Annotated in this window: 21 protein-coding genes, 1 riboswitch and 1 other annotated feature (1 of these 23 running past the window's edge); of the genes, 3 read left to right on the forward strand and 18 right to left on the reverse strand. The window is 42.1% G+C overall.

Translation table 11 applies throughout. The annotated features are described in order from the left end of the window. Positions 1-90: 90 nt before the first annotated feature. From ACYVLS_RS11375 to ACYVLS_RS11405, 7 genes are all read right to left on the reverse strand, one after another. Positions 91-411: a hypothetical protein gene (locus ACYVLS_RS11375; protein WP_460324617.1), complete on the reverse strand. Its 321-nt coding sequence runs from the start codon at positions 409-411 to the stop codon at positions 91-93. A gap of 210 nt (positions 412-621) precedes the next feature. Next, positions 622-1,089, reverse strand: a complete 468-nt coding sequence (locus ACYVLS_RS11380) for a glutathione peroxidase (protein ID WP_460324619.1) — start codon at positions 1,087-1,089, stop codon at positions 622-624. A gap of 103 nt (positions 1,090-1,192) precedes the next feature. Then, complete coding sequence (locus ACYVLS_RS11385) at positions 1,193-2,044, reverse strand: VOC family protein (protein ID WP_460324621.1); 852 nt, start codon at positions 2,042-2,044, stop codon at positions 1,193-1,195. Positions 2,045-2,287: 243 nt separating this feature from the next. Beyond that, positions 2,288-3,793 (reverse strand): phytoene desaturase family protein, encoded by a 1,506-nt coding sequence (locus ACYVLS_RS11390; RefSeq protein ID WP_460324624.1) that lies wholly within the window; start codon positions 3,791-3,793, stop codon positions 2,288-2,290. A 49-nt stretch (positions 3,794-3,842) separates the two neighbouring features. Next, positions 3,843-4,673, reverse strand: coding sequence for a phytoene/squalene synthase family protein (locus ACYVLS_RS11395; RefSeq protein ID WP_460324626.1), 831 nt, complete (start codon positions 4,671-4,673; stop codon positions 3,843-3,845). 258 nt (positions 4,674-4,931) lie between these two features. Then, positions 4,932-5,156 (reverse strand): hypothetical protein, encoded by a 225-nt coding sequence (locus ACYVLS_RS11400; RefSeq protein ID WP_460324628.1) that lies wholly within the window; start codon positions 5,154-5,156, stop codon positions 4,932-4,934. A gap of 148 nt (positions 5,157-5,304) precedes the next feature. Further along, entirely contained in the window at positions 5,305-6,492 is a 1,188-nt protein-coding gene (locus ACYVLS_RS11405) for an L-lactate MFS transporter (RefSeq protein WP_460324630.1), read from the reverse strand. Between the two features lie 139 nt (positions 6,493-6,631). Here ACYVLS_RS11405 and ACYVLS_RS11410 point away from each other — a divergent pair, with 139 nt between their 5' ends. Together ACYVLS_RS11410 and ACYVLS_RS11415 are read left to right on the forward strand one after the other, a co-directional pair. Then, the gene (locus ACYVLS_RS11410) at positions 6,632-7,549 is read left to right on the forward strand and encodes an AEC family transporter (protein WP_460324632.1); all 918 of its coding nucleotides are present in this window, start codon (positions 6,632-6,634) and stop codon (positions 7,547-7,549) included. A gap of 74 nt (positions 7,550-7,623) precedes the next feature. Then, positions 7,624-8,445 (forward strand): aldo/keto reductase, encoded by an 822-nt coding sequence (locus ACYVLS_RS11415; RefSeq protein ID WP_460324634.1) that lies wholly within the window; start codon positions 7,624-7,626, stop codon positions 8,443-8,445. Positions 8,446-8,565: 120 nt separating this feature from the next. Here ACYVLS_RS11415 and ACYVLS_RS11420 read toward each other — a convergent pair whose 3' ends face one another. The 3 genes from ACYVLS_RS11420 to ACYVLS_RS11430 all read right to left on the reverse strand — a co-directional run bounded on the left by ACYVLS_RS11420 (position 8,566) and on the right by ACYVLS_RS11430 (position 10,161). After that, positions 8,566-8,745, reverse strand: a complete 180-nt coding sequence (locus ACYVLS_RS11420) for a PspC domain-containing protein (protein ID WP_460324636.1) — start codon at positions 8,743-8,745, stop codon at positions 8,566-8,568. Between the two features lie 259 nt (positions 8,746-9,004). Next, entirely contained in the window at positions 9,005-9,181 is a 177-nt protein-coding gene (locus tag ACYVLS_RS11425) for a PspC domain-containing protein (RefSeq protein WP_460324638.1), read from the reverse strand. Positions 9,182-9,255: 74 nt separating this feature from the next. Continuing rightward, a complete protein-coding gene (locus ACYVLS_RS11430) occupies positions 9,256-10,161 on the reverse strand; it encodes a CorA family divalent cation transporter (protein WP_460324640.1) in 906 nt (301 codons plus the stop codon). Between the two features lie 182 nt (positions 10,162-10,343). On the opposite strand from ACYVLS_RS11430, the gene ACYVLS_RS11435 reads away from it, so the two are divergent. Beyond that, on the forward strand, positions 10,344-11,066 hold the full coding sequence (locus tag ACYVLS_RS11435; RefSeq protein ID WP_460324642.1) for a hypothetical protein: 723 nt from the start codon (positions 10,344-10,346) through the stop codon (positions 11,064-11,066). A 55-nt stretch (positions 11,067-11,121) separates the two neighbouring features. Here the strand turns inward: ACYVLS_RS11435 and ACYVLS_RS11440 are convergent, their stop codons facing one another. From ACYVLS_RS11440 to ACYVLS_RS11475, 8 genes are all read right to left on the reverse strand, one after another. Continuing rightward, a complete protein-coding gene (locus ACYVLS_RS11440; protein ID WP_460324644.1) occupies positions 11,122-11,784 on the reverse strand; it encodes an HAD family hydrolase in 663 nt (220 codons plus the stop codon). Next, positions 11,784-12,248 (reverse strand): 6,7-dimethyl-8-ribityllumazine synthase, encoded by a 465-nt coding sequence (gene ribH, locus ACYVLS_RS11445; RefSeq protein ID WP_460324646.1) that lies wholly within the window; start codon positions 12,246-12,248, stop codon positions 11,784-11,786. Before ribH ends, ACYVLS_RS11440 begins: the two co-directional genes overlap by 1 nt. Before the next feature lie 45 nt (positions 12,249-12,293). After that, positions 12,294-13,487, reverse strand: coding sequence for a bifunctional 3,4-dihydroxy-2-butanone-4-phosphate synthase/GTP cyclohydrolase II (locus ACYVLS_RS11450; RefSeq protein WP_460324648.1), 1,194 nt, complete (start codon positions 13,485-13,487; stop codon positions 12,294-12,296). A gap of 14 nt (positions 13,488-13,501) precedes the next feature. Continuing rightward, positions 13,502-14,152: a riboflavin synthase gene (locus ACYVLS_RS11455; RefSeq protein ID WP_460324650.1), complete on the reverse strand. Its 651-nt coding sequence runs from the start codon at positions 14,150-14,152 to the stop codon at positions 13,502-13,504. 3 nt (positions 14,153-14,155) lie between these two features. Continuing rightward, on the reverse strand, positions 14,156-15,256 hold the full coding sequence (gene ribD / locus ACYVLS_RS11460) for a bifunctional diaminohydroxyphosphoribosylaminopyrimidine deaminase/5-amino-6-(5-phosphoribosylamino)uracil reductase RibD (RefSeq protein ID WP_460324652.1): 1,101 nt from the start codon (positions 15,254-15,256) through the stop codon (positions 14,156-14,158). A 200-nt stretch (positions 15,257-15,456) separates the two neighbouring features. Further along, positions 15,457-15,570, reverse strand: a riboswitch (FMN riboswitch). 106 nt (positions 15,571-15,676) lie between these two features. Continuing rightward, a complete protein-coding gene (locus ACYVLS_RS11465; protein ID WP_460324654.1) occupies positions 15,677-16,498 on the reverse strand; it encodes a MetQ/NlpA family ABC transporter substrate-binding protein in 822 nt (273 codons plus the stop codon). Between the two features lie 48 nt (positions 16,499-16,546). Then, complete coding sequence (locus tag ACYVLS_RS11470; protein WP_460324656.1) at positions 16,547-17,248, reverse strand: methionine ABC transporter permease; 702 nt, start codon at positions 17,246-17,248, stop codon at positions 16,547-16,549. Next, on the reverse strand, positions 17,241-18,272 hold the full coding sequence (locus tag ACYVLS_RS11475) for a methionine ABC transporter ATP-binding protein (protein WP_460324658.1): 1,032 nt from the start codon (positions 18,270-18,272) through the stop codon (positions 17,241-17,243). The genes ACYVLS_RS11470 and ACYVLS_RS11475 overlap by 8 nt, the downstream gene beginning before the upstream one ends. A gap of 76 nt (positions 18,273-18,348) precedes the next feature. Next, positions 18,349-18,551: a binding site (T-box leader), on the reverse strand (it continues 58 nt past the right edge of the window).

Genomic DNA, 18,551 nt, shown 5'->3' on the forward strand with positions numbered 1-18,551 from the left:
CGTTAGAGTGCGTCATGTGAATTCATCCTGTCTATTGAGAGTTAGTGGTAACTTCAATATAACATGAAATTCACATGGCGTTTTTTTATATTAGCCTAGGTGGCTAACTTCATTATAAAATCCAGCTAAATCTTCTTCAGTTGTTACATCGTCTTCAAAAATAATAATCCAGGCACCGTCATCAGAAACGCCTTCAAGCAGTGAATCTTCGTCGCTTACACGAACTTGAGTCGCACCAGTCGTTACATCAGAATCTTCACCGTTCTCATCAGTTTCCTCGGTCTCTTCTGCTTCTTCTACTACCTCACCGGAATCGTCAACCGTTTCATCCGCTGTGTCTTCGTCGTTTCCACAAGCAGCTAGTAATCCCATGCTTGCTGTGATTAACAATAATTTGTTCCATTTAATCATGTTTGTTCCTCCTACCGTTTTTTGTTGTGATTTAATTCACATTAATCATAACATGTTTCAAAAAGATGTCAATTATATTTTGAGAAGAAATATCTAATTTATAATTATTTTCATCACGAAAACTGTTAAGTAGGTATTTTAGAACCACATAATAATGTGAATTTTTCACTATTACAAAAACTAAAGAAAGGATATTACATGTTTACTACATCACTTTAAGAGAAGTGTCAATTTTTCTTCTATCTTTTCAGGGGTGTCAGCAGGTGCAAACCGCTCAACACTCTCAGCTTCCGGAGCCACTAGGAATTTAGTGTAATTCCACTTTATTTTTTTACCTCCAGTACTGTCTTTCAAGGATACATAAAGTGGATGCGCATCCGAACCGTTAACTTTAATTTTTTCATATAAAGGAAAGCTTACAGAATAGTTCATCTGACAGAATGTTTTTATCCCTTCACTGTCCAGTGGTTCCTGATGCATGAACTGGTCGCAAGGAAACCCGAGGACGACTAATCCGTCTTCCTTATATTTTTCGTGCAGTTCCTGAAGGCCTTCCAGCTGGTTCACAAGACCACATTTACTTGCGGTATTTACAATCAGTAACCAGTTGTGTCGATATTCCTCCAGTGTTGTTTTCTCCCCATCAATTGTATTTACGTCAATGTCATATATACTCATTTACTACACACTCTCTTTCTCATTTTTTTTCGGTCTCTAGATAGTGGAAAACGCCCTCTCATTACCACTTCAAGAAGTATTGTAAAGAAAAGGCGCTGCTCGGTTATTTTACTGTAATTATTACTTTAATACCATTTGGATCAAATACTACCACTGCATGTTCTTCTTCTGTAAAATCAACCTTATTTTGTTCGAAGTGAGCTTTCAGCTCGGTCATCTTTTTATCTGATGAGAGTTGAATGCTGATTGACTGGAGTCCGTAATCTTCTTCACTGCGAACAGGTAAATTGCTACCGGCCCACGTATTCGTTCCAATATGATGATGATAGTCTCCGCCTGCCAGGAAACGTGCCTGGGCACCAAAGTAATCCTTTAATGACAGTCCCAAAACATCAGAATAGAACTGCTGTGTATCGTCCAAGTTTCTCACGGACAGATGCATATGTCCGATTACTGTTCCTTCAGGCATCTGCTGGATAATGGCATCGCTGTCACGACTGTCAAGCACACCTTCCCCATCCATTTGCTCTGTCGTACCGGGTATTCTTCCGTCTTCATGTACGGTCCATGACTCTCTTGATTTGTCCCGGTATATTTCAATGCCGTTACCTTCAGGATCTTCCAGGTAAATCGCTTCACTGTAACCATGATCAGAGGCTCCTGAAAGAGGCGTCTGTTCTTTCAGCAGCTTATACAGTACATTTCCCAAATCGCTTCGTTCAGGCAGAAGAAAAGCCGTATGGAACAAACCCGCTTTCTTTTCAGGCGGCCATTCTTTGGTCCCTTTCTTTAAATTAAGCAGCGGGCGTTTCTTAACCCCTAAAGTTATTTCCTGACTGGTCTGATTCAGTTCAGCTAAACCAATTTTTTCAGTATAAAAGTCGCGCATACCATTTAAATCTTTCACAATTAAGGTTACGGGACCTAAACTCATGTGTTCATCGATGATAAACATCTATTTCATCCTCCTGACATTTTTGTACTTACTATTTAATAGTATCACGAATTCGATACAAAGTCTGCCTGATTATTTTATTCTGAAATGATTCATCTCGACTTCAAATGATACTACTAGATAGCCTACAGTATTGTTAAAGGGATGGCTTGATCTACAACAAACAAAAAATCGAGAAAAAAGAAATTAGCCGCCCTTAAACCAGACCAGATCATCACCCTTTTTCTCGATTAAAGACTTCATTTATCTTCTATCTTCTTTGCTGATAATGTCCGCTACTTGCTGGCCGCTCAATGTCACCATCGGCATCCCCCCACCCGGATTAACAGAGCCTCCCACAAAATAGAGACGATCAAATTCTGTACTGACTTTTGGGAATTTAAAGCCTTTGTTCTTTTTACGGTCTGAAACAACACCATAAATAGCACCACGGGTAGAATAGTACGTTTCTTCAATATCCACAGGTGTCCATTGGTCTTCGACCACAATATGTTTTCTCAAGTCTGTCAGACCCATTTTTTCGAGTTTAATCAGCACCCGTTCACGAAGGTCTTCGTATTCTGCATCGGTAAAAGGTTTATCCTGAATATAGGGGATATGCGGCAGCACTTTAATATTCTCATAGCCATCGGGAGCCTGGCTCACATCCGTTTTGTTGCTGTTAACCAGATAAATGGTGGGATCGTCCGGCAGCAGTTTATCCTGAAAAACAGTTTTATAGTTTGCTTTGGAATCCTTTGAAAAGAAGAAATTGTGATGCGCGAGCTGAGGATACAATCGATTCACACCTAAGTGAAGCACCAGGCCAGAGGCAGCCGGTTCGAATTTTTCTTCCATCTTATCTGTCACGTTTGAATCCACGTCAAGTAACCGATTATACGTAGGAATCACTTCCATATTGGAAACGACCCGGTCTGCTTTGATGTATTGACCTGAAGACAGCTTCACGCCTGTCACTGTTGTACTGTCAACCGTAATTTCGGTCACTTCCGTATTCGTATGAAGAGACACTCCCACCTCTTCTGCCAATTTCACTAGACCTTCAGACAATTTATGCATGCCGCCTTGGACATACCACAAGCCTTGAGATTTTTGAACATATGCCAGCACATTCAATATAGCCGGTGCAGACTCAGCAGACGAGCCGACGTATTTAATGTAGTATTTCAGCATATCCTGCATGTAAGGATTGGAAATCCGCTTTTCAACTCCCTCAGCCATTGTATGAAAGTAGTCAAATTTTCTAAGTGACGACAGCACACCGTGGTGCTTGAAAACGGCTGGTAAATCATCCAGTCCTTTATCGAAATAGCCTGTTTCAGTAGCCTCGTATAATTTCTGAGTATAATTCAAGTAATCTTGGTATTCCTGCATATCTTTTTCGCTTAGCTGAGGATTATTCATTTTCATCTCATCCAAATCATTATACAGATCAAGCACCGTTCCATCAGTGAAAAACGATCGCCATTCATGGGACAATCGTTCAATCGGAACATAATCATTCAGCTGTTTGCCACTTTGTTCGAACAAGCGGTTAAAAATATGGGGCATAGTTAGTATAGACGGCCCTAAGTCAAAGCCGAAGCCATCTTTTTCTAGTCTATTCAGCTTGCCGCCGATATGACTGTTTTTTTCATAAAGAGAGACTGTATAGCCTTTTTGTGCCAGTGAAATTGCTGACGACAAGCCGCCCAGTCCTCCGCCGATTACAATAATATCTGATTTGTTCTGATTATCGGGATTAACCATTCACATTGCCTCACTTATTTTAGACTTTAGTTTTCTGATAGTTCCTTTTTCACTTCATTAAGAATGCACATTTTTTTAAGAAAGAAGTTTTATTTCTTCTGGTTAGACAATCATAATTGTTTTGTCTAACCGTATCTAAAATAGCCGCATATATCCTTGAAGACAAGGCAACTGGAAATTGGCTGTCTTCATCAAATAGGTGCAGCGTTTTTTTAAAATCCAAGTAAAGCTGCTCCGCTCGAACCGCCATGCTTTCCCATATCACGATAAATGGGTCGTTTATTTTTGCTTCACTTAAGTCTTGAACTGAGTAGCCCACTTTATTCATCAAATCTTCCGGGAGGTAAATCCGGTTGATCTCGCTAAAATCTTCGCCTACATCTCTTAAAATATTTGTCAGCTGCATAGCTATTCCTAAAGCAATGGCTGACTCTTCCAGTACGTAATGATTTTCTGTGGCAATAATAGGCAAAAGCATCAATCCCACAGACCCGGCCACGTAATAACTATAGTCCTCGACTTCTTTAATAGAATGAGGCTGCTCAAAATGATAATCCATCGACTGTCCTTGTAACTGGTCGTAAAAAGGTTCAATCGACATAGCATATCTGTTAAAAACATCTCTTAAAGCTCGCCAGATAGGATGATCGGGCTCATCTCCCTGTTCAAATTTTGCAAGTTGATTATTCAGGCTATTTAAGGCTTCCGCCTGTTCGACTTTGGTTTCCGCCTCATCAATGCTGTCATCGGCTAGCCGACAGAAAGCATAAATCGCGTAGACCGCCTGAGCTTTTTCTTTAGGTAGTTTTGAAAAGGCAAAGTAAAAACTTTTGGAGTGTTCTTTTATGATTTCTTCACAGTAGGCATAGTCCTGCCTCATACTGGAAAAGTCCGTTCGTTCTTTTTCGATAGCAATTCCTCCTCCACTTTAGCGTGTGGTCAAGAGGGGTGTTCGGTATCTCCACACCCTTATAACACTTGTCACTTTATATGTATATATAATAGTAGCATACTTCTAATCCGAACTATATACGAAAACCTTTGAAGGCATAAAATCTTCATATTTTAGGAATCACTCTTAATGGCTCAAAAAAAGAGCTGTCCATTAGTTATGAACAACTCTTTTTATTCACATTGATTAAAGTAAGGTAGCATCCAGATAACCCAGCTTACGTGCTTCTTTCACACGCTCCTGGTCTTCTTCGGTGATTTTTAGTAGAGCCGGATTTTCAAGAATCATTTCATAACCATATTCCTGCACACCCGCTCTAATAATTTCACGGTCAATACCAGTTACAATAGCCAATATCTCTGCCGGTTTTTTGTCTTTGGCTCTCTCATCAGAAACTTCTGTAAACAACATGGTAACTCCTCCTTTCCAGTTCCTTCACCTATTTGTCACCATAAGTATAACATGAATGTAAGCGTTTGAACAGAATCAACCACCCACTTATGAATATTTAATAGTAATTCAGGAATTTTCAGGAGCCGATCAGCTGTTTTTATACACCTTATGTTATTTTTTCTGCATGGAAGGGCCTTGGCAGTGTAACCAGGAAAGTTAGACCGAATCCAACTAGTGAAAACAGCCCGGCAATCAAGAAGACGGATGTTTCTACTTCAAAGAGACTGAGTAAAAAAGGACCCACGAGTGCTGAAATCCCATAAGCCTGATAAAGAATGCCATAGTTGGATCCGAAATAGTAGGACCCAAAATAGTCACTGCATACAGCAGGAAAGGTTGCAAGAAAGCCACCAAAACAGCTGACAATGACACCCAGCACAGCAAAATAAGTAACGGCATTAAGCGAGAATAAACTGAGTGAGATCATTCCAAAAGCAGTAAGCAGAAAGAGAGCTGCGAACACACGAAGACGTCCGACAATATCAGATAATGCTCCCCAGCCCAAGCGGCCGATTGCATTAAATACTGCCGCTACAGCTACAGCCAGTCCGGCTGTTTGTGGAGTCAAACCTACTATATCTCGTGCAATATCCTGTGCCATGCCAATAACGAGCAGACCGCTTAAACTGCCAAAGAAATACATTACCCACAGAAGGTAAAAAGCCTTTGTCTTCAACATGTTCAGTGTTGAAAAATCATTCTCATTAACAATGACTTGGCTCTTTTCATTTTTTTCCGGCAGACGAAGAAGGCTTGCACCATATAATCCAATGACGCCATAAACCAGGCCCTGAATCATAAAGGTAGCCGACACACCGAAGGAACGTATTAAATAAGAAAGAATAAAGTTAAACAGGAAACCTCCCATACCAAATGCTCCAATAATAATACCCGTAACCATGCCTTTCTTTTTAGGGTACCATTTTAAACTTGTTGACAGTGGACAGACATAGACCATCCCTACTCCAATTCCACCGAGTAGACTATAGCCTAAATAAAGCATCATTAATGTGGTGGCTTGTGAAGCAATTATCAGCCCCAGACTGAAACAGATGATCCCTATGGTAGCTACTTTTCTCGGACCAATTTTATCCTGGAGTCGACCGGAAAAAATAGTGACGAATGCAAATATAAAAACAATTAGCGAATAAGCCGTGTAGACTTCTGTACGACTCCAGCCAAATGTTTCTGAAAGCGGCTGGTTGAACAGACTCCACGTATATATGCCGCCTATACAAAGCTGCATCAATACACCGCCCATTAGAACTTTCCATCGATTAGTCGATTGATTCATAAACTTCTCCCCTTTTCCTGAATTATTATATCAGGTTTTTATTTTGAAGTTCAAACTATTTTTTTGAGTGCTGGATTATTCTTTCCCTTATACAGGAACAATATGTTAATGGTATACTAATCTGTAATAGAAAGGTGTGATGGTCTTGCTTGCAGTACTTATTCAATCTATTCAGTTTTTACTGGTTATTTTAGCCGCTTACTTATTTAAACAATTTAAACTGCTCCGTTCAACGGATGGAGTAGCCTTACAGAAAATCATATTAAACCTGACACTGCCTGCCACGATCGTAGTAGGCTTCAATGGCGTAGAAGTGAACCGCATCCTGTTTCTGATGATAACTCTAGGACTTCTGTCAAATATTGTTCTAGTGACTCTCGGAGGATTTTTCTGGAAAAATAAAAAAGCGCCTATTCAGTCACTGATGATGTTCAGCCAGGCCGGGTACAACATAGGGAACTTCACCATTCCGTTTGTCCAAGGTTTCTTTCCCGCAGCTATTCCTTACATTGGGAGTTTCGACATGGGTAACGCCTTGATGCTGTTCGGCGGTTCACCCATGATAGTGGATAAAATGACTCATCAGAATCACACTAATGACAGCTATCTGAAACGACTGCTGCGTTTGTTCAAATCGCCTTCTTTCACAACTTACATTATTATGTTTCTTCTCGCATTAATCGGCATTGTTCTCCCGGCTCCGGCTTTAAGTATATTTGAACTCTTCTCAAGCGGAAATGCTTTTCTATCCATGTTCATGGTCGGACTCTATCTGGAAATCAGAATTGATGCCGTTTCGTTCAAGCGTGTCAAGCAGCTGCTTATCACACGCTACTCCTTAGCTGTACTGGTGGCTTCACTGTTTTACCTGGCATTACCATTGCCGGATTTGGTGCGAATTTCTCTGGTATTAGTGGCTTTGGCACCTATTGGAACCGTTTCTACCATCAATATGATTGTGTATGGTAACAGCCGGGCACTCTCCAGCTTCCTTTCATCGGTCAGCATCATTGTCTCGCTTGTCCTGATGACTGGTGCCTTACTGTTAATCCTCTAACTTAAGATAAAGCGTTTGTTTTCGCTTTCATAATCAATTAAACTGATAGTAGACTAAGTGAGAGGAATGAAAAAATGAAGGAGATTATCCCTAGTTATACATTAAATGACGGCATGCGCGTCCCCTCAGTCGGCTTCGGTACTGACCGGTTTAAAGGCGCTGAAGGTGTCCTGACTATTAAGCAGGCAGTTAATAATGGCTACCGCTTTCTGGATACAGCTTACAGCTATGACAATGAGGCAACCGTCGGTAAGGCGGTCAGGGAAAGTAACGTTTCTCGAGAGGATATTATCGTTTCCTCGAAACTGCCGGAAGTGCATCACCCTTATGATTCCGCAGTACAGGCTATTCAGGAATCACTCTACCGCTCAGGTCTGGATTATTTTGATATTTACCTGATCCACTGGCCTGATCCAAAGCAGGATAAGTATGTCGAAGCCTGGCAGGCTCTCATTGATGCGCAAAAATGGGGGCTAGTACGTTCCATAGGGGTGTCGAATTTCCATCCGGATCAGATTGAACGCCTTAAAGAAGAAACCGGTGTGCTTCCCGTAATTAATCAGATTCAGACTCACCCGTATTATGTACAGGAAGAGCTGATTAGAGCCAATGACGAACATAATATCCTGACACAGTCCTGGAGTCCACTGGGCAGTCGGATGGCAGATGATTTACTTGAAAATACCACCCTTCTGGAAATCGCTCAGCAGCACAGTAAGTCAATTGGGCAAGTTATCTTGAGGTGGCACCTTCAATTAGGCTATATGCCGATACCACGGTCCAGCTCACCAGTCCGCCAGAGTGATAATTTGAATGTATTTGACTTTGAGCTGACTGAACAAGAGATCCTGACTATCTCTTCTTTAGCTAAACCCGATGGAGATATTTACGGATAACAAAAGAAACAACCATCCAATGGCAGCTGAACTGCTTTTGGATGGTTGTTTTTATCTGTAGTATTACGGAAGAAATTGATGGCAGCAAAGACTATCGTTTATATCAATTGCCTTTGCGCTTTATTCATACTCCTCAGGCATGATTAGTGCCAGAACAATATACAGCAGAACATTGGATGGCAGGATCACAAATAAAATTCTGACCGCTAATGATGAGATGCCAAAAAACTCTGCCAGCCCTCCGCATACTCCTGATATCACTCTGTCACGTGATGATTTTCTCAATTTATTGCCGTTCATTTTGCTTCCTCCTTTGTATCTAATTATTTGTATACAGTTTATCATACTTAAGACAAGCACTATACTAATGACCCTTTTACAAAGGAATAGACAAAATCATTATGTATTAAATTATCCAGACCTTAAAACCTATTATAAATATACAAAACGTTCAGCGGCTAAATTAGAATTAGCCGCTGAACGTTTTGTATCAATTTCCTCTATCTAATGTGATGCAGCCTTCATACTTAATCAAACTGAGTACTATAGCTTTTCCTCATTATTCTTTCGGCATGATTATTGCGAGGATAATATACAGCAGAAAATCCAGCGGGCCGAAGATAACGAATAATATCCTCACTAAAAGTGAAGAAATACCAAAGAATTCTGCGATTCCACCGCAGACACCAGCTAAGACGCGGTCAGTCCTCGAACGGGTCAGTTTTTTTCTATCCATTTTTTGCCTCCTTAAGTGCTTTTACTTCTTTATAGTTTATCACACTTTGGACAAGCACTATACTAATGACCCTTTTAGAGATATTCTTTTCGCCTTAAGTAGATGGCCATTCCGATACCTAACAGAAAAGATACCGCAATAACCACTACCGTTCCAAATGGAGACTGCCGTCCGATTAAGCCCCCGGTATTCATTCCAAATAAGCTGAAGATAAGTGTCGGAATTGAAATAACCAGTGCAATTGACTGGAGAAACTCCATTATACTGTTCAGTTTATTATCAATACTATCAGACAACAAGCCACTGGCTGACTCCACAAGTTCCTTGTACAAATGAATTCTGAAACGGCTTTTTTTGATTGCCATAGCTGCCTGCTCTCTATTTGATTGAGATGTTAAACGAGTTGATAGCCCATTGTTCAGCCAGGACATAAGGGTTTCTTCTAAATCGTCCAGACGACGTGAAAAAATAACCAGTTCCTGTTCAAGTTCAGTCAAATTAAGCAGGACTTCTCTATTCGCTTTGACTTCTGCCTCTCCTTTTACTTCTTCAATGGAGACTTCAATCTCATCAAGTTTGGTGTTAATTATCTGATAAAGTTCGTTAATCCACTGCGTGACTATGCTTAACGGTTGCGATAGCTGCACCATTTCTTTTTCCAGAGAATTCAGCTCGATTCCATCAGCCAGGACTATAAGAAGGTCACTCGTATAAAAAAAGGTCAAAGATTTTTCGGCAGCGGGCATTTTTCCATAGGCGGACTTTTCCCATAATGGCAGATGAAGCACACTCATATTTTGACAATGTCCGTTAATACTTTCCAAGTAAAACGATACCTCTTTTTCCTGACATAGTGTTAAATAACCATCAGGGAGTCCATATGCGTTCTTGAGTGTATCGCTTTCTGTTTTCGATGGTTGAGATACAAGCACCCAATTTCGCATACGATTATCTAAATGTGTCTGTCCTTTTTTCAGCATGGCTATCCCCTCTTCAGCTCATCCTTATATTTAAATTAAGCATACCTGAACCCACCTGTTTTCACTAGAAATAACTCTTTTTTTTAGTCTAAAGCAGTCCGAATGAGCGAGCAGTCAGAAAATAGTGTACACTATTATAAAACCACTGAAAGAGAGGACAAGCTTTAACAGCTTAACTACTGATGACTAGTTCCCTATTGATTGTTTTAAGTTTCGTCTTTATTCATTTCTTATCTGTATACTTGCGGCTGCCCAAAGTAATTCTGCGTAAATTTATTTCATTTACAGCTGGAGTTGGTATCAGTTATGTCTTTGTTCACCTGTGGCCACAAGTTGCCCATGCTCAGTCTGCAGCGGAGGAAGCTATCTTCTGGCTGGAGGGTCACTTTCTTCATTATGCCTTTTACCTTATGGCTCTGTTCGGTCTGGCTGTATTCTATTCGATGGACCGGTTGATAGCCCGTGCCTATGAGGATAAAGATAAAACAGATCCGAACCTCGTCGAGTCTAAACTCTTCTGGTCACACATGACTCTCTTTGCACTCTACAATGCCATGATTGGGTATCTACTCTCCCATCGTGAAGAGTCCGGTTCAACACTTGTCATCTTTTTCATTGCCTTTTCTCTACACTTTGTCACTAATGACTGGGGGCTCCGGCATCACCACGAAGCGGTTTACGACAAATACGGTCGGTACATTCTGTCTCTGTCCATATTTGCCGGTTTTTTGCTGGGAGTATTCTCTGAATTCCCTGAGTATGCGATAGGCAGTGTTGAAGCTCTGGTGACCGGTGCCATGACCTTGAATGTTATCAAACACGAACTGCCCTCTGAAAGAGAAGGCAATCTGGAAGGCTTTTTAATCGGTCTGGCAAGTTCCGGACTCCTGTTTATTTTCCTGTAAAAAAAGCAAGCCCCGTCGGATACTTTAGCATCCAGCGGGGCTTGCTTTTTACTTTTTAGAGAAGACTCATGAGTTCTTTAATGTCATTAATCATGAGATCTGACTGCTCCAGTTCACTTTTTCTTCCGTAACCGTAAGCACAGCCTATTGATGAAATGTTCTTCAGTTCGGCGACTTCGATATCCTGAAATCTATCCCCTATTACCAGAAAGTCATCATTATAATCCTCTCTGATTAGCTGAACAATTTCTTTCTTGGTCTTTTTAAACTCATACTGTTCTGTACAGTAAAGTGCCGTAAAGTACTCATTCAAATTAAATTTGTCTGCATGCTTTTCCATATAGTCAATTGAACAGTTGCTTAAAAACAGTAAAGTATAGCCTTTATTTTTCAAGTAATCAAGCGTGTCAAGCGCATGTGGGTAGAGAACGGCTTCATCATTTTCTATCTTCTGCTGCATGGTCTGACCAATAATACTGGACGCTTTTTCCTGATACTGGGCTTCTAATGTCGGCATAAATTCCTGCCACATCTGTTTCTTGCTGTAGCCGAGCCATTTGGTGATGCTTTCTTCCGACCAGCTGGTTTCTTTGGCTTGGCCTTCTTCGACCAAGTAGTCATAAGCCTTCAAAAAAGCCGGGATGTAAATTCTACTGCTGTCATGCAGGGTGCCGTCGTAATCAAAGATGATTGTCTTAACGGATGAATAGTCTGTCATTATCCCAGCTGCTTTACAAGGTTTGCCATCTCAACAGCTCCAACCGCTACTTCAGCGCCTTTGTTTCCAGCTTTTGTTCCCGCACGTTCAATCGCCTGTTCGATAGTATCAACTGTCAGCACGCCAAACATGACCGGCACACCGGTGCTGTCCGCCGCTGAGGAAACACCTTTTGCGACTTCAGAACAAACGTAGTCATAATGAGACGTTGCTCCTCTGATGACTGCACCTAGAGTGATAACAGCATCGTATTTTCCAGAAGCTGCCATTTTCTTGGCAACAAGAGGGATTTCGAATGCTCCGGGAACCCAGGCCAAAGTAATATCTGCATCATTTGCGCCATGTCTCTTCAAGGTATCGACTGCGCCGTCCAACAAACGTGACCCGATAAAATCGTTAAAACGCCCCACAACAATACCAATCTTTAAATCTGTTGCAACTAAATTTCCTTCAATTGTATTCATATTATATTTTCCTCCATTAATTGTTTTATTTTTATTATTAATATCTTAGTACTCCAGGTAATGGCCCATCTGCTCTTTTTTTGTATTCAGATAAGCCAGGTCTTCCTCATGTGCTTCCATTTGAATCGGTATGCGTTTCTCAACAGTTAAACCGTATTGGTCAAGACTGGACACTTTCAGTGGATTATTCGTCATCAGATTCAAACGGCTGACGCCTAAATCATCAAACATCTGCTTGCATTCATAGTATTCACGGGAATCAACCGGGAAGCCCAGAAGCAGATTCGCTTTAATAGTATCATGCCCCTGATCCTGTAACGCATAGGCTCTAATCTTATTTACCAGTCCAATGCCGCGTCCTTCCTGCCTCATATAAAGCAGAACACCGCGTCCTTCTTCTGCAATTTTTTCCATAGCAGAATCCAGCTGTTGGCCACAGTCACATTTCTTGGAACCAAAAACGTCTCCTGTCAAGCACTCGGAGTGGATTCGCGCGAGTACAGGTTCACCATCGGAAACGTCCCCTTTTACTAGAGCCACATGGTGTTCGCCTGTGTATTTATGTTCATAGGCATAAATGTCGAACTCACCATATTTTGTTGGAAGCTTTGCTTTCGACTCACGAAAAATCACCTGCTCATTCGCTTTTCTATACTCTATCAGTTCCGTTATGGTCGCCATTTTCATATCGTGTGCTTTTGAAAATTCAATCAGGTCATCTCGTCTGGCCATCGTGCCGTCATCATTCATAATTTCACAACACAGACCAACTGGCTTCAAACCAGCTAAACGCATCAAGTCGACTGTTGCTTCCGTGTGTCCATTTCTGGAGAGCACTCCACCATCAACCGCTTCTAAAGGAAACATGTGACCCGGACGTTTAAAGTCTTCGGGTTTACTGTCTTCTTCCACGGTCTTCATGGCTGTCAGTGAACGTTCAGCTGCCGATATTCCTGTTGTGGTGCTGTGATGATCAATGGATACCGTGAAAGCTGTGGTGTGGTCATCGGTATTGTACAAACTCATTTGTGAGAGTCCCAGTTTTTTAGTGTACTCTTTCGTCATCGGAATACAGATAAGACCTCTGGCATACTTAGCCATAAAGTTGATATTTTCCGGCGTTGCAAATTCGGCAGCACAGACAATATCTCCCTCATTTTCACGGTCCTCATCATCCACTATGATGACGTTTTTTCCCTGCTTTAAATCTTCAAGCAGATCTTCAATTTTATCAAACATTTAAACACTCCTGTCTACGCAAAGCCGTTAGTTTTCAAGTAAGCCTGCGTTATTTTTTCTTTATTATCTGTTTCTGAAGAAAGTCCCAATAATTTCTCTACATACTTGCCTATCAAGTCAACTTCTAAATTAACCTGATCGCCTACTTTATGACTGAGTAATGTCGTTTCATTAGCAGTATGTGGAATAATGGATACTTGAAAGTCCTTGTCTGACACAGCCGCAACCGTTAAGCTGATACCGTCTATTGCAATGGAGCCTTTTTCAATAATGTAGCGCAGCAGCTTTTCTTCTGTCTCAATTGTGACCCAGACGGCATTATCATCTTTCCGGAAATTCTTGATGATTCCTGTCCCATCAATATGTCCACTGACCATATGGCCGCCAAGGCGTGTCTGCAAGTTCAATGCCCGCTCCAGATTCAAACGGCTGCCCTGAGTCAGCGAGTTAAGGGCGGTGCGGTTAAGTGTCTCGGCCATGACATCGGCCTTAAACTCGCCGGCGCTCATATCGGTGACAGTCAGACAGACGCCATTTGTCATAATGCTGTCCCCAATCGTAGTATCTTCTAGTACTTTACTGGCTTTTATAGTTAAGACACTGGATTTCGACCCTTTTTTTATGCTTTTAATTTCTCCGATTTCTTCGACAATTCCTGTAAACATGCTTTATTCACTCCTGTCTCTTTCTGCTTCAATAACGATATCTTCACCTATTTGATACGTCTGTACATCTTTAAATTGGTAGGCGTCGCTCATGTGCTGCACGCCTTTGCCCATCACGGGGGCTACAGCCTTTTCCCCGCCCACCAGTTTTGGTGCGATATAGACAGTCAGTTTATTGACAATGTCTGCTTCCAGTGCTGAGGCGTTCAGCTGTCCGCCACCTTCTAGAAGAATACTGTCGATGCCTTTTTTGCCAAGGACGTTCATGGCTTCATATAGATCGACTCGTTTTTCAGTGGCCTTGACTTTAATAACGTCCACACCCATGTGTTCCAAGGCAGCCAGTTTTTCCTCTGCAGCAAAGCGAGTAGTCAATATGATTGTTTTCGCTTCATTCTGATTGGCCGTAACAGCTGAATCCAGCGGTATACGAAGCTGGCTGTCTACTACTATGCGCACAGGGTTTGGGTAACCCGGTACACGGCAGGACAATTGTGGATTATCTTTTAAGACGGTACCGATACCGACCATAATGCCGCTCAGTTCGCCTCTCAGTGTATGTGCATGCTCTCTGGATGCTTCTGAGGATATCCATTTTGACTGCCCCGTTTCTGTAGCAATCTTGCCGTCCAGAGTCATGGCGTACTTCATATGAACAAACGGCCGCTGAGTGATGATAAAGTAATTAAATACCTCGTTCAATTTCATACTTTCCTTATCACAGACGCCTACTTCGACTTCAATTCCGGCGTCTCTGATTCGTTTAATCCCACGCCCGGCAACGAGTGGATTGGGATCAACAGCAGCAATGACCACTCTATTAAACCCGCTTCTGATAATCAAATCCGCACACGGGGGTGTTTTACCGTAATGTGAACAAGGCTCCAGTGTCACGTAGATGGTTGCTCCTTTGACAGATTCCTCAGCCGATTCAACCGCATTTACTTCTGCATGAGGTTCACCTGCTTTATGGTGGTAACCCTCTCCAATAATTCTACCGTCTTTGACTATCACTGCGCCGACCAATGGGTTTGGCGTGGTATGCCCTTTTGCTCGAGCTGCCAGTTCAAGGGCTCGTTTCATATACCTTTCGTCTGTTGTCATGCTTTCACCTCAAAAAAACAGCCCTGAATCCAAATCGATTCAGGGCTGAGTAGTTTGATAAACTATACACAAAAAATCAGACTTCTCTTATGCATCAGAAAAATCGCATGAAAAAACCCTGGAATAAAAATTCCAGGGCATAATAAACATGACTGCGGCTCAAAGAGCCATATTCTCTGATATAAGAGTCGTGTTGTGTCGTTTGTCTTCTTTCATCCAGACTATACTGTCGGCTTCGGAATCTAACCGAATCTGCCTTGCGGCTCGTGGGCTTTACCACCGGTAGGGACTTGCACCCTGCCCTGAAGACTATTTACTTGTAAGTTAAGAATAAATTGAAATGTGTGAAATGTCAATCAAAAAGTTATGTGCAGTATTAACTTTAACCATCAAATTATTCCTACAAGCAGTAAAGACTTGTTATTCATCAACCGGCAAGACTGCACCTTCCCATGTTTCCAATATATAATCCTGCGTTTCTTCTGAACGTAGAATTTCGACTAGTCTTTGAATCAATTCGTTGTCTTCATCTTCACTACGAACCGCTACAATGTTTGCATAAGGAGATGAGCTGTCTTCCAGTGCAATGGAATCGTCAACTGGGCTGATCCCCTGATCCACTGCGAAGTTGGAGTTAATGAAAAAGACATCGCCTTCGTCTTCAGCATAAAGCGTAGTTAACAGAGCTGCATCGTACTCGTATTCGAACTGAAGGTTGCGTTCATTTTCAACAATATCATCAAATGTCGCATCTACAATATCGATGGAATCATCCACTACTATCAGACCGGCATCCTGTAGTATTCCAAGAATACGACCGTGGTCAGGAACACTGCTGGATGCTAGAATAGTCGCGCCATCCGGCAAGTCACTTAAATCATCGTGACGATTGGAGTAAGCACCCATTGGTTCGATATGGATGCCGCCAGCATTGGCAAAGTCATAGTCATTTTCAGCAATCTGTGATTCAAAATACGGGACGTGCTGGAAGTAGTTGGCATCAATGTCCCCATCAGAAAGTGCCATGTTCGGGATGACGTAATCGTTATAGGTTACAATATCCAATTCAATGCCTTCTTCTTCCAGTGTCGGCTGAACAAATTCAAGGATTTCTGCGTGAGGGACATTTGAAGCACCAACTGTCAATACCTGCGATTCTTCTCCAGCGTCTCCTTCCCCATTTCCACATGCTGCTAAAACAACTGCACTGCTTAGTACCCCTAGTTTGATAAAATTTTTCATTTTAATTCTCCCCTATCTTTTATATTGTTTTTATTTTTTTTAAGCTAGTTAACGTTTATCTATCGCTCTGACCCATCTGTCTCCTATGAACTGAATGACGAATACAATGACTAAAATGACAGCTGTCGCGACGAGTGTCACCGTTGCCCGCCTTCTTTGGAAACCTTCCAAGTAGGCCAGATTTCCCAGTCCACCGGCCCCAATTACACCAGCCATAGCTGTGTAACCGACCAAACTGATGGCTGTGACCGTAATCCCTGCTATGATAGACGGCAGGCTCTCCGGAATATAGACTTTAAAAATCAGCTCCCATTTAGAAGCACCCATTGCCTCAGCAGCTTCAATCACACCTTTATCGACTTCCCTAAGGCTCGTTTCAACTAGTCTGGCATAAAATGGTGCAGCTGAAAAAATTAGTGCAGGCAATGCTGCTGTTGGTCCAGTCATGCTCTGAACGATTGCTCTGGTAAAAGGAATGAGCAGTACAATCAGTATGATGAAAGGGATAGACCTGAATATATTGACAAACACCGAAACCGCTTTGTACAAAGCAACAGACCAGATCGTTTGATGATGGCGCGTTTCATATAAAATCAGTCCCAGTATCAATCCCAATAGAAAGACTAACACGACAGATATTGCCGTCATGTAGAGTGTCTGCAACGTTGCAGTCCATAATCTGTCCCATGACACATCCTCAAAATTAGTGTATTCCGTCAATATTGAACCAACTGTTAGTAATCTATTCATCTTCAATCACCTCTACTTCAATGGGATGGGATCTAAACTGATTCAGGGCCTGCTGCTGAATTGCTTCATTACCCAGAACCTGAACAATCAGTGTACCCATCGGTGTGTTGTGTGTCGACTGGATACTTCCTTGGATGATATTAATATCACAGCCGGCCTCACGGCTAACTTGTGTAATAACCGGTGCACCCACACTATCCCCCTGAAACAGCAGCTGTAATATTTGTCCTTCAGGATAGGCCCGTTTCAGTTCTTTCAGTGCCTGGCGGGTTTCTTTGGAATCCACTTCCCTATCCTGCTTAATGAAGCGTTTGGTAATCTCTTCTTTCGGCTGCCTGAAGACCTGAAGCACAGAACCTTCCTCAACAATAACTCCCTTGTTCATAACCGCCACACGGTCGCATATTTTTCTGACCACTTCCATCTCATGGGTAATCAATACGATGGTGACGTTCAGTTCCCGGTTGATTTTAGAAAGCAAGTCCAGAACTTCATCTGTCGTTTGCGGATCAAGTGCACTGGTAGCCTCATCACAGAGCAGCACTTTCGGCTCATTTGCCAGGGCTCTGGCGATACCGACGCGCTGTTTTTCTCCACCTGACAACTGTGCCGGATAGGCTTTTTCTTTGTCCGCCAAACCAACCAAGGCAATCAGTTCTCTTGCCCGCTCAATCCGCTCTTCTTTTTTTACGCTTGCCAGTTCCAGTGGGAAACAGACATTGTCCAGTACGGTTCGGCTCCATAAGAGGTTAAAATGCTGGAAAATCATACCGATGGACTGTCGCTCTTTTCTCAGTTCTTTTTGGCTGAGCGGTGTCAGCTCTTTTGAATCAATCAGTATTTTACCGGAGGACGGCCGTTCCAGTCCGTTGAGTAACCTGAGCAAGGTACTCTTTCCTGCCCCGGAATAGCCGACTATGCCGTAGATTTCTCCTTTTTCTATTTCAATGCTGGTCTCTTTGACGGCTTCAAACAGTTCTTTATTATTGATAAATGTCTTGGTAACATTTTTTAACGTAATCATCTTTCCAGCTCCTTTCTGCACTGCCTATTATTGTTAGTTGAGCATAAAAAAACGCCCTTTAAGAGTTTTGACACTCAAAAAGGGCGAATAGGTCTATTCGCGGTTCCACCTTAATTTACTGCAGCATCACTACTGCAGTCTCAGTCAGTACTTAAAGGATACTTTCCCCTTTGTATACTGCGGCACTGTACCGGGTGCAACCGGAAATGGCTCATGCAGACACTCACCACTTCAGCTCAAAGACCATTTTCCAAGCCGATCCTCATGCTCCCTTTCACC

Source organism: Alkalibacterium psychrotolerans (assembly GCF_054784355.1).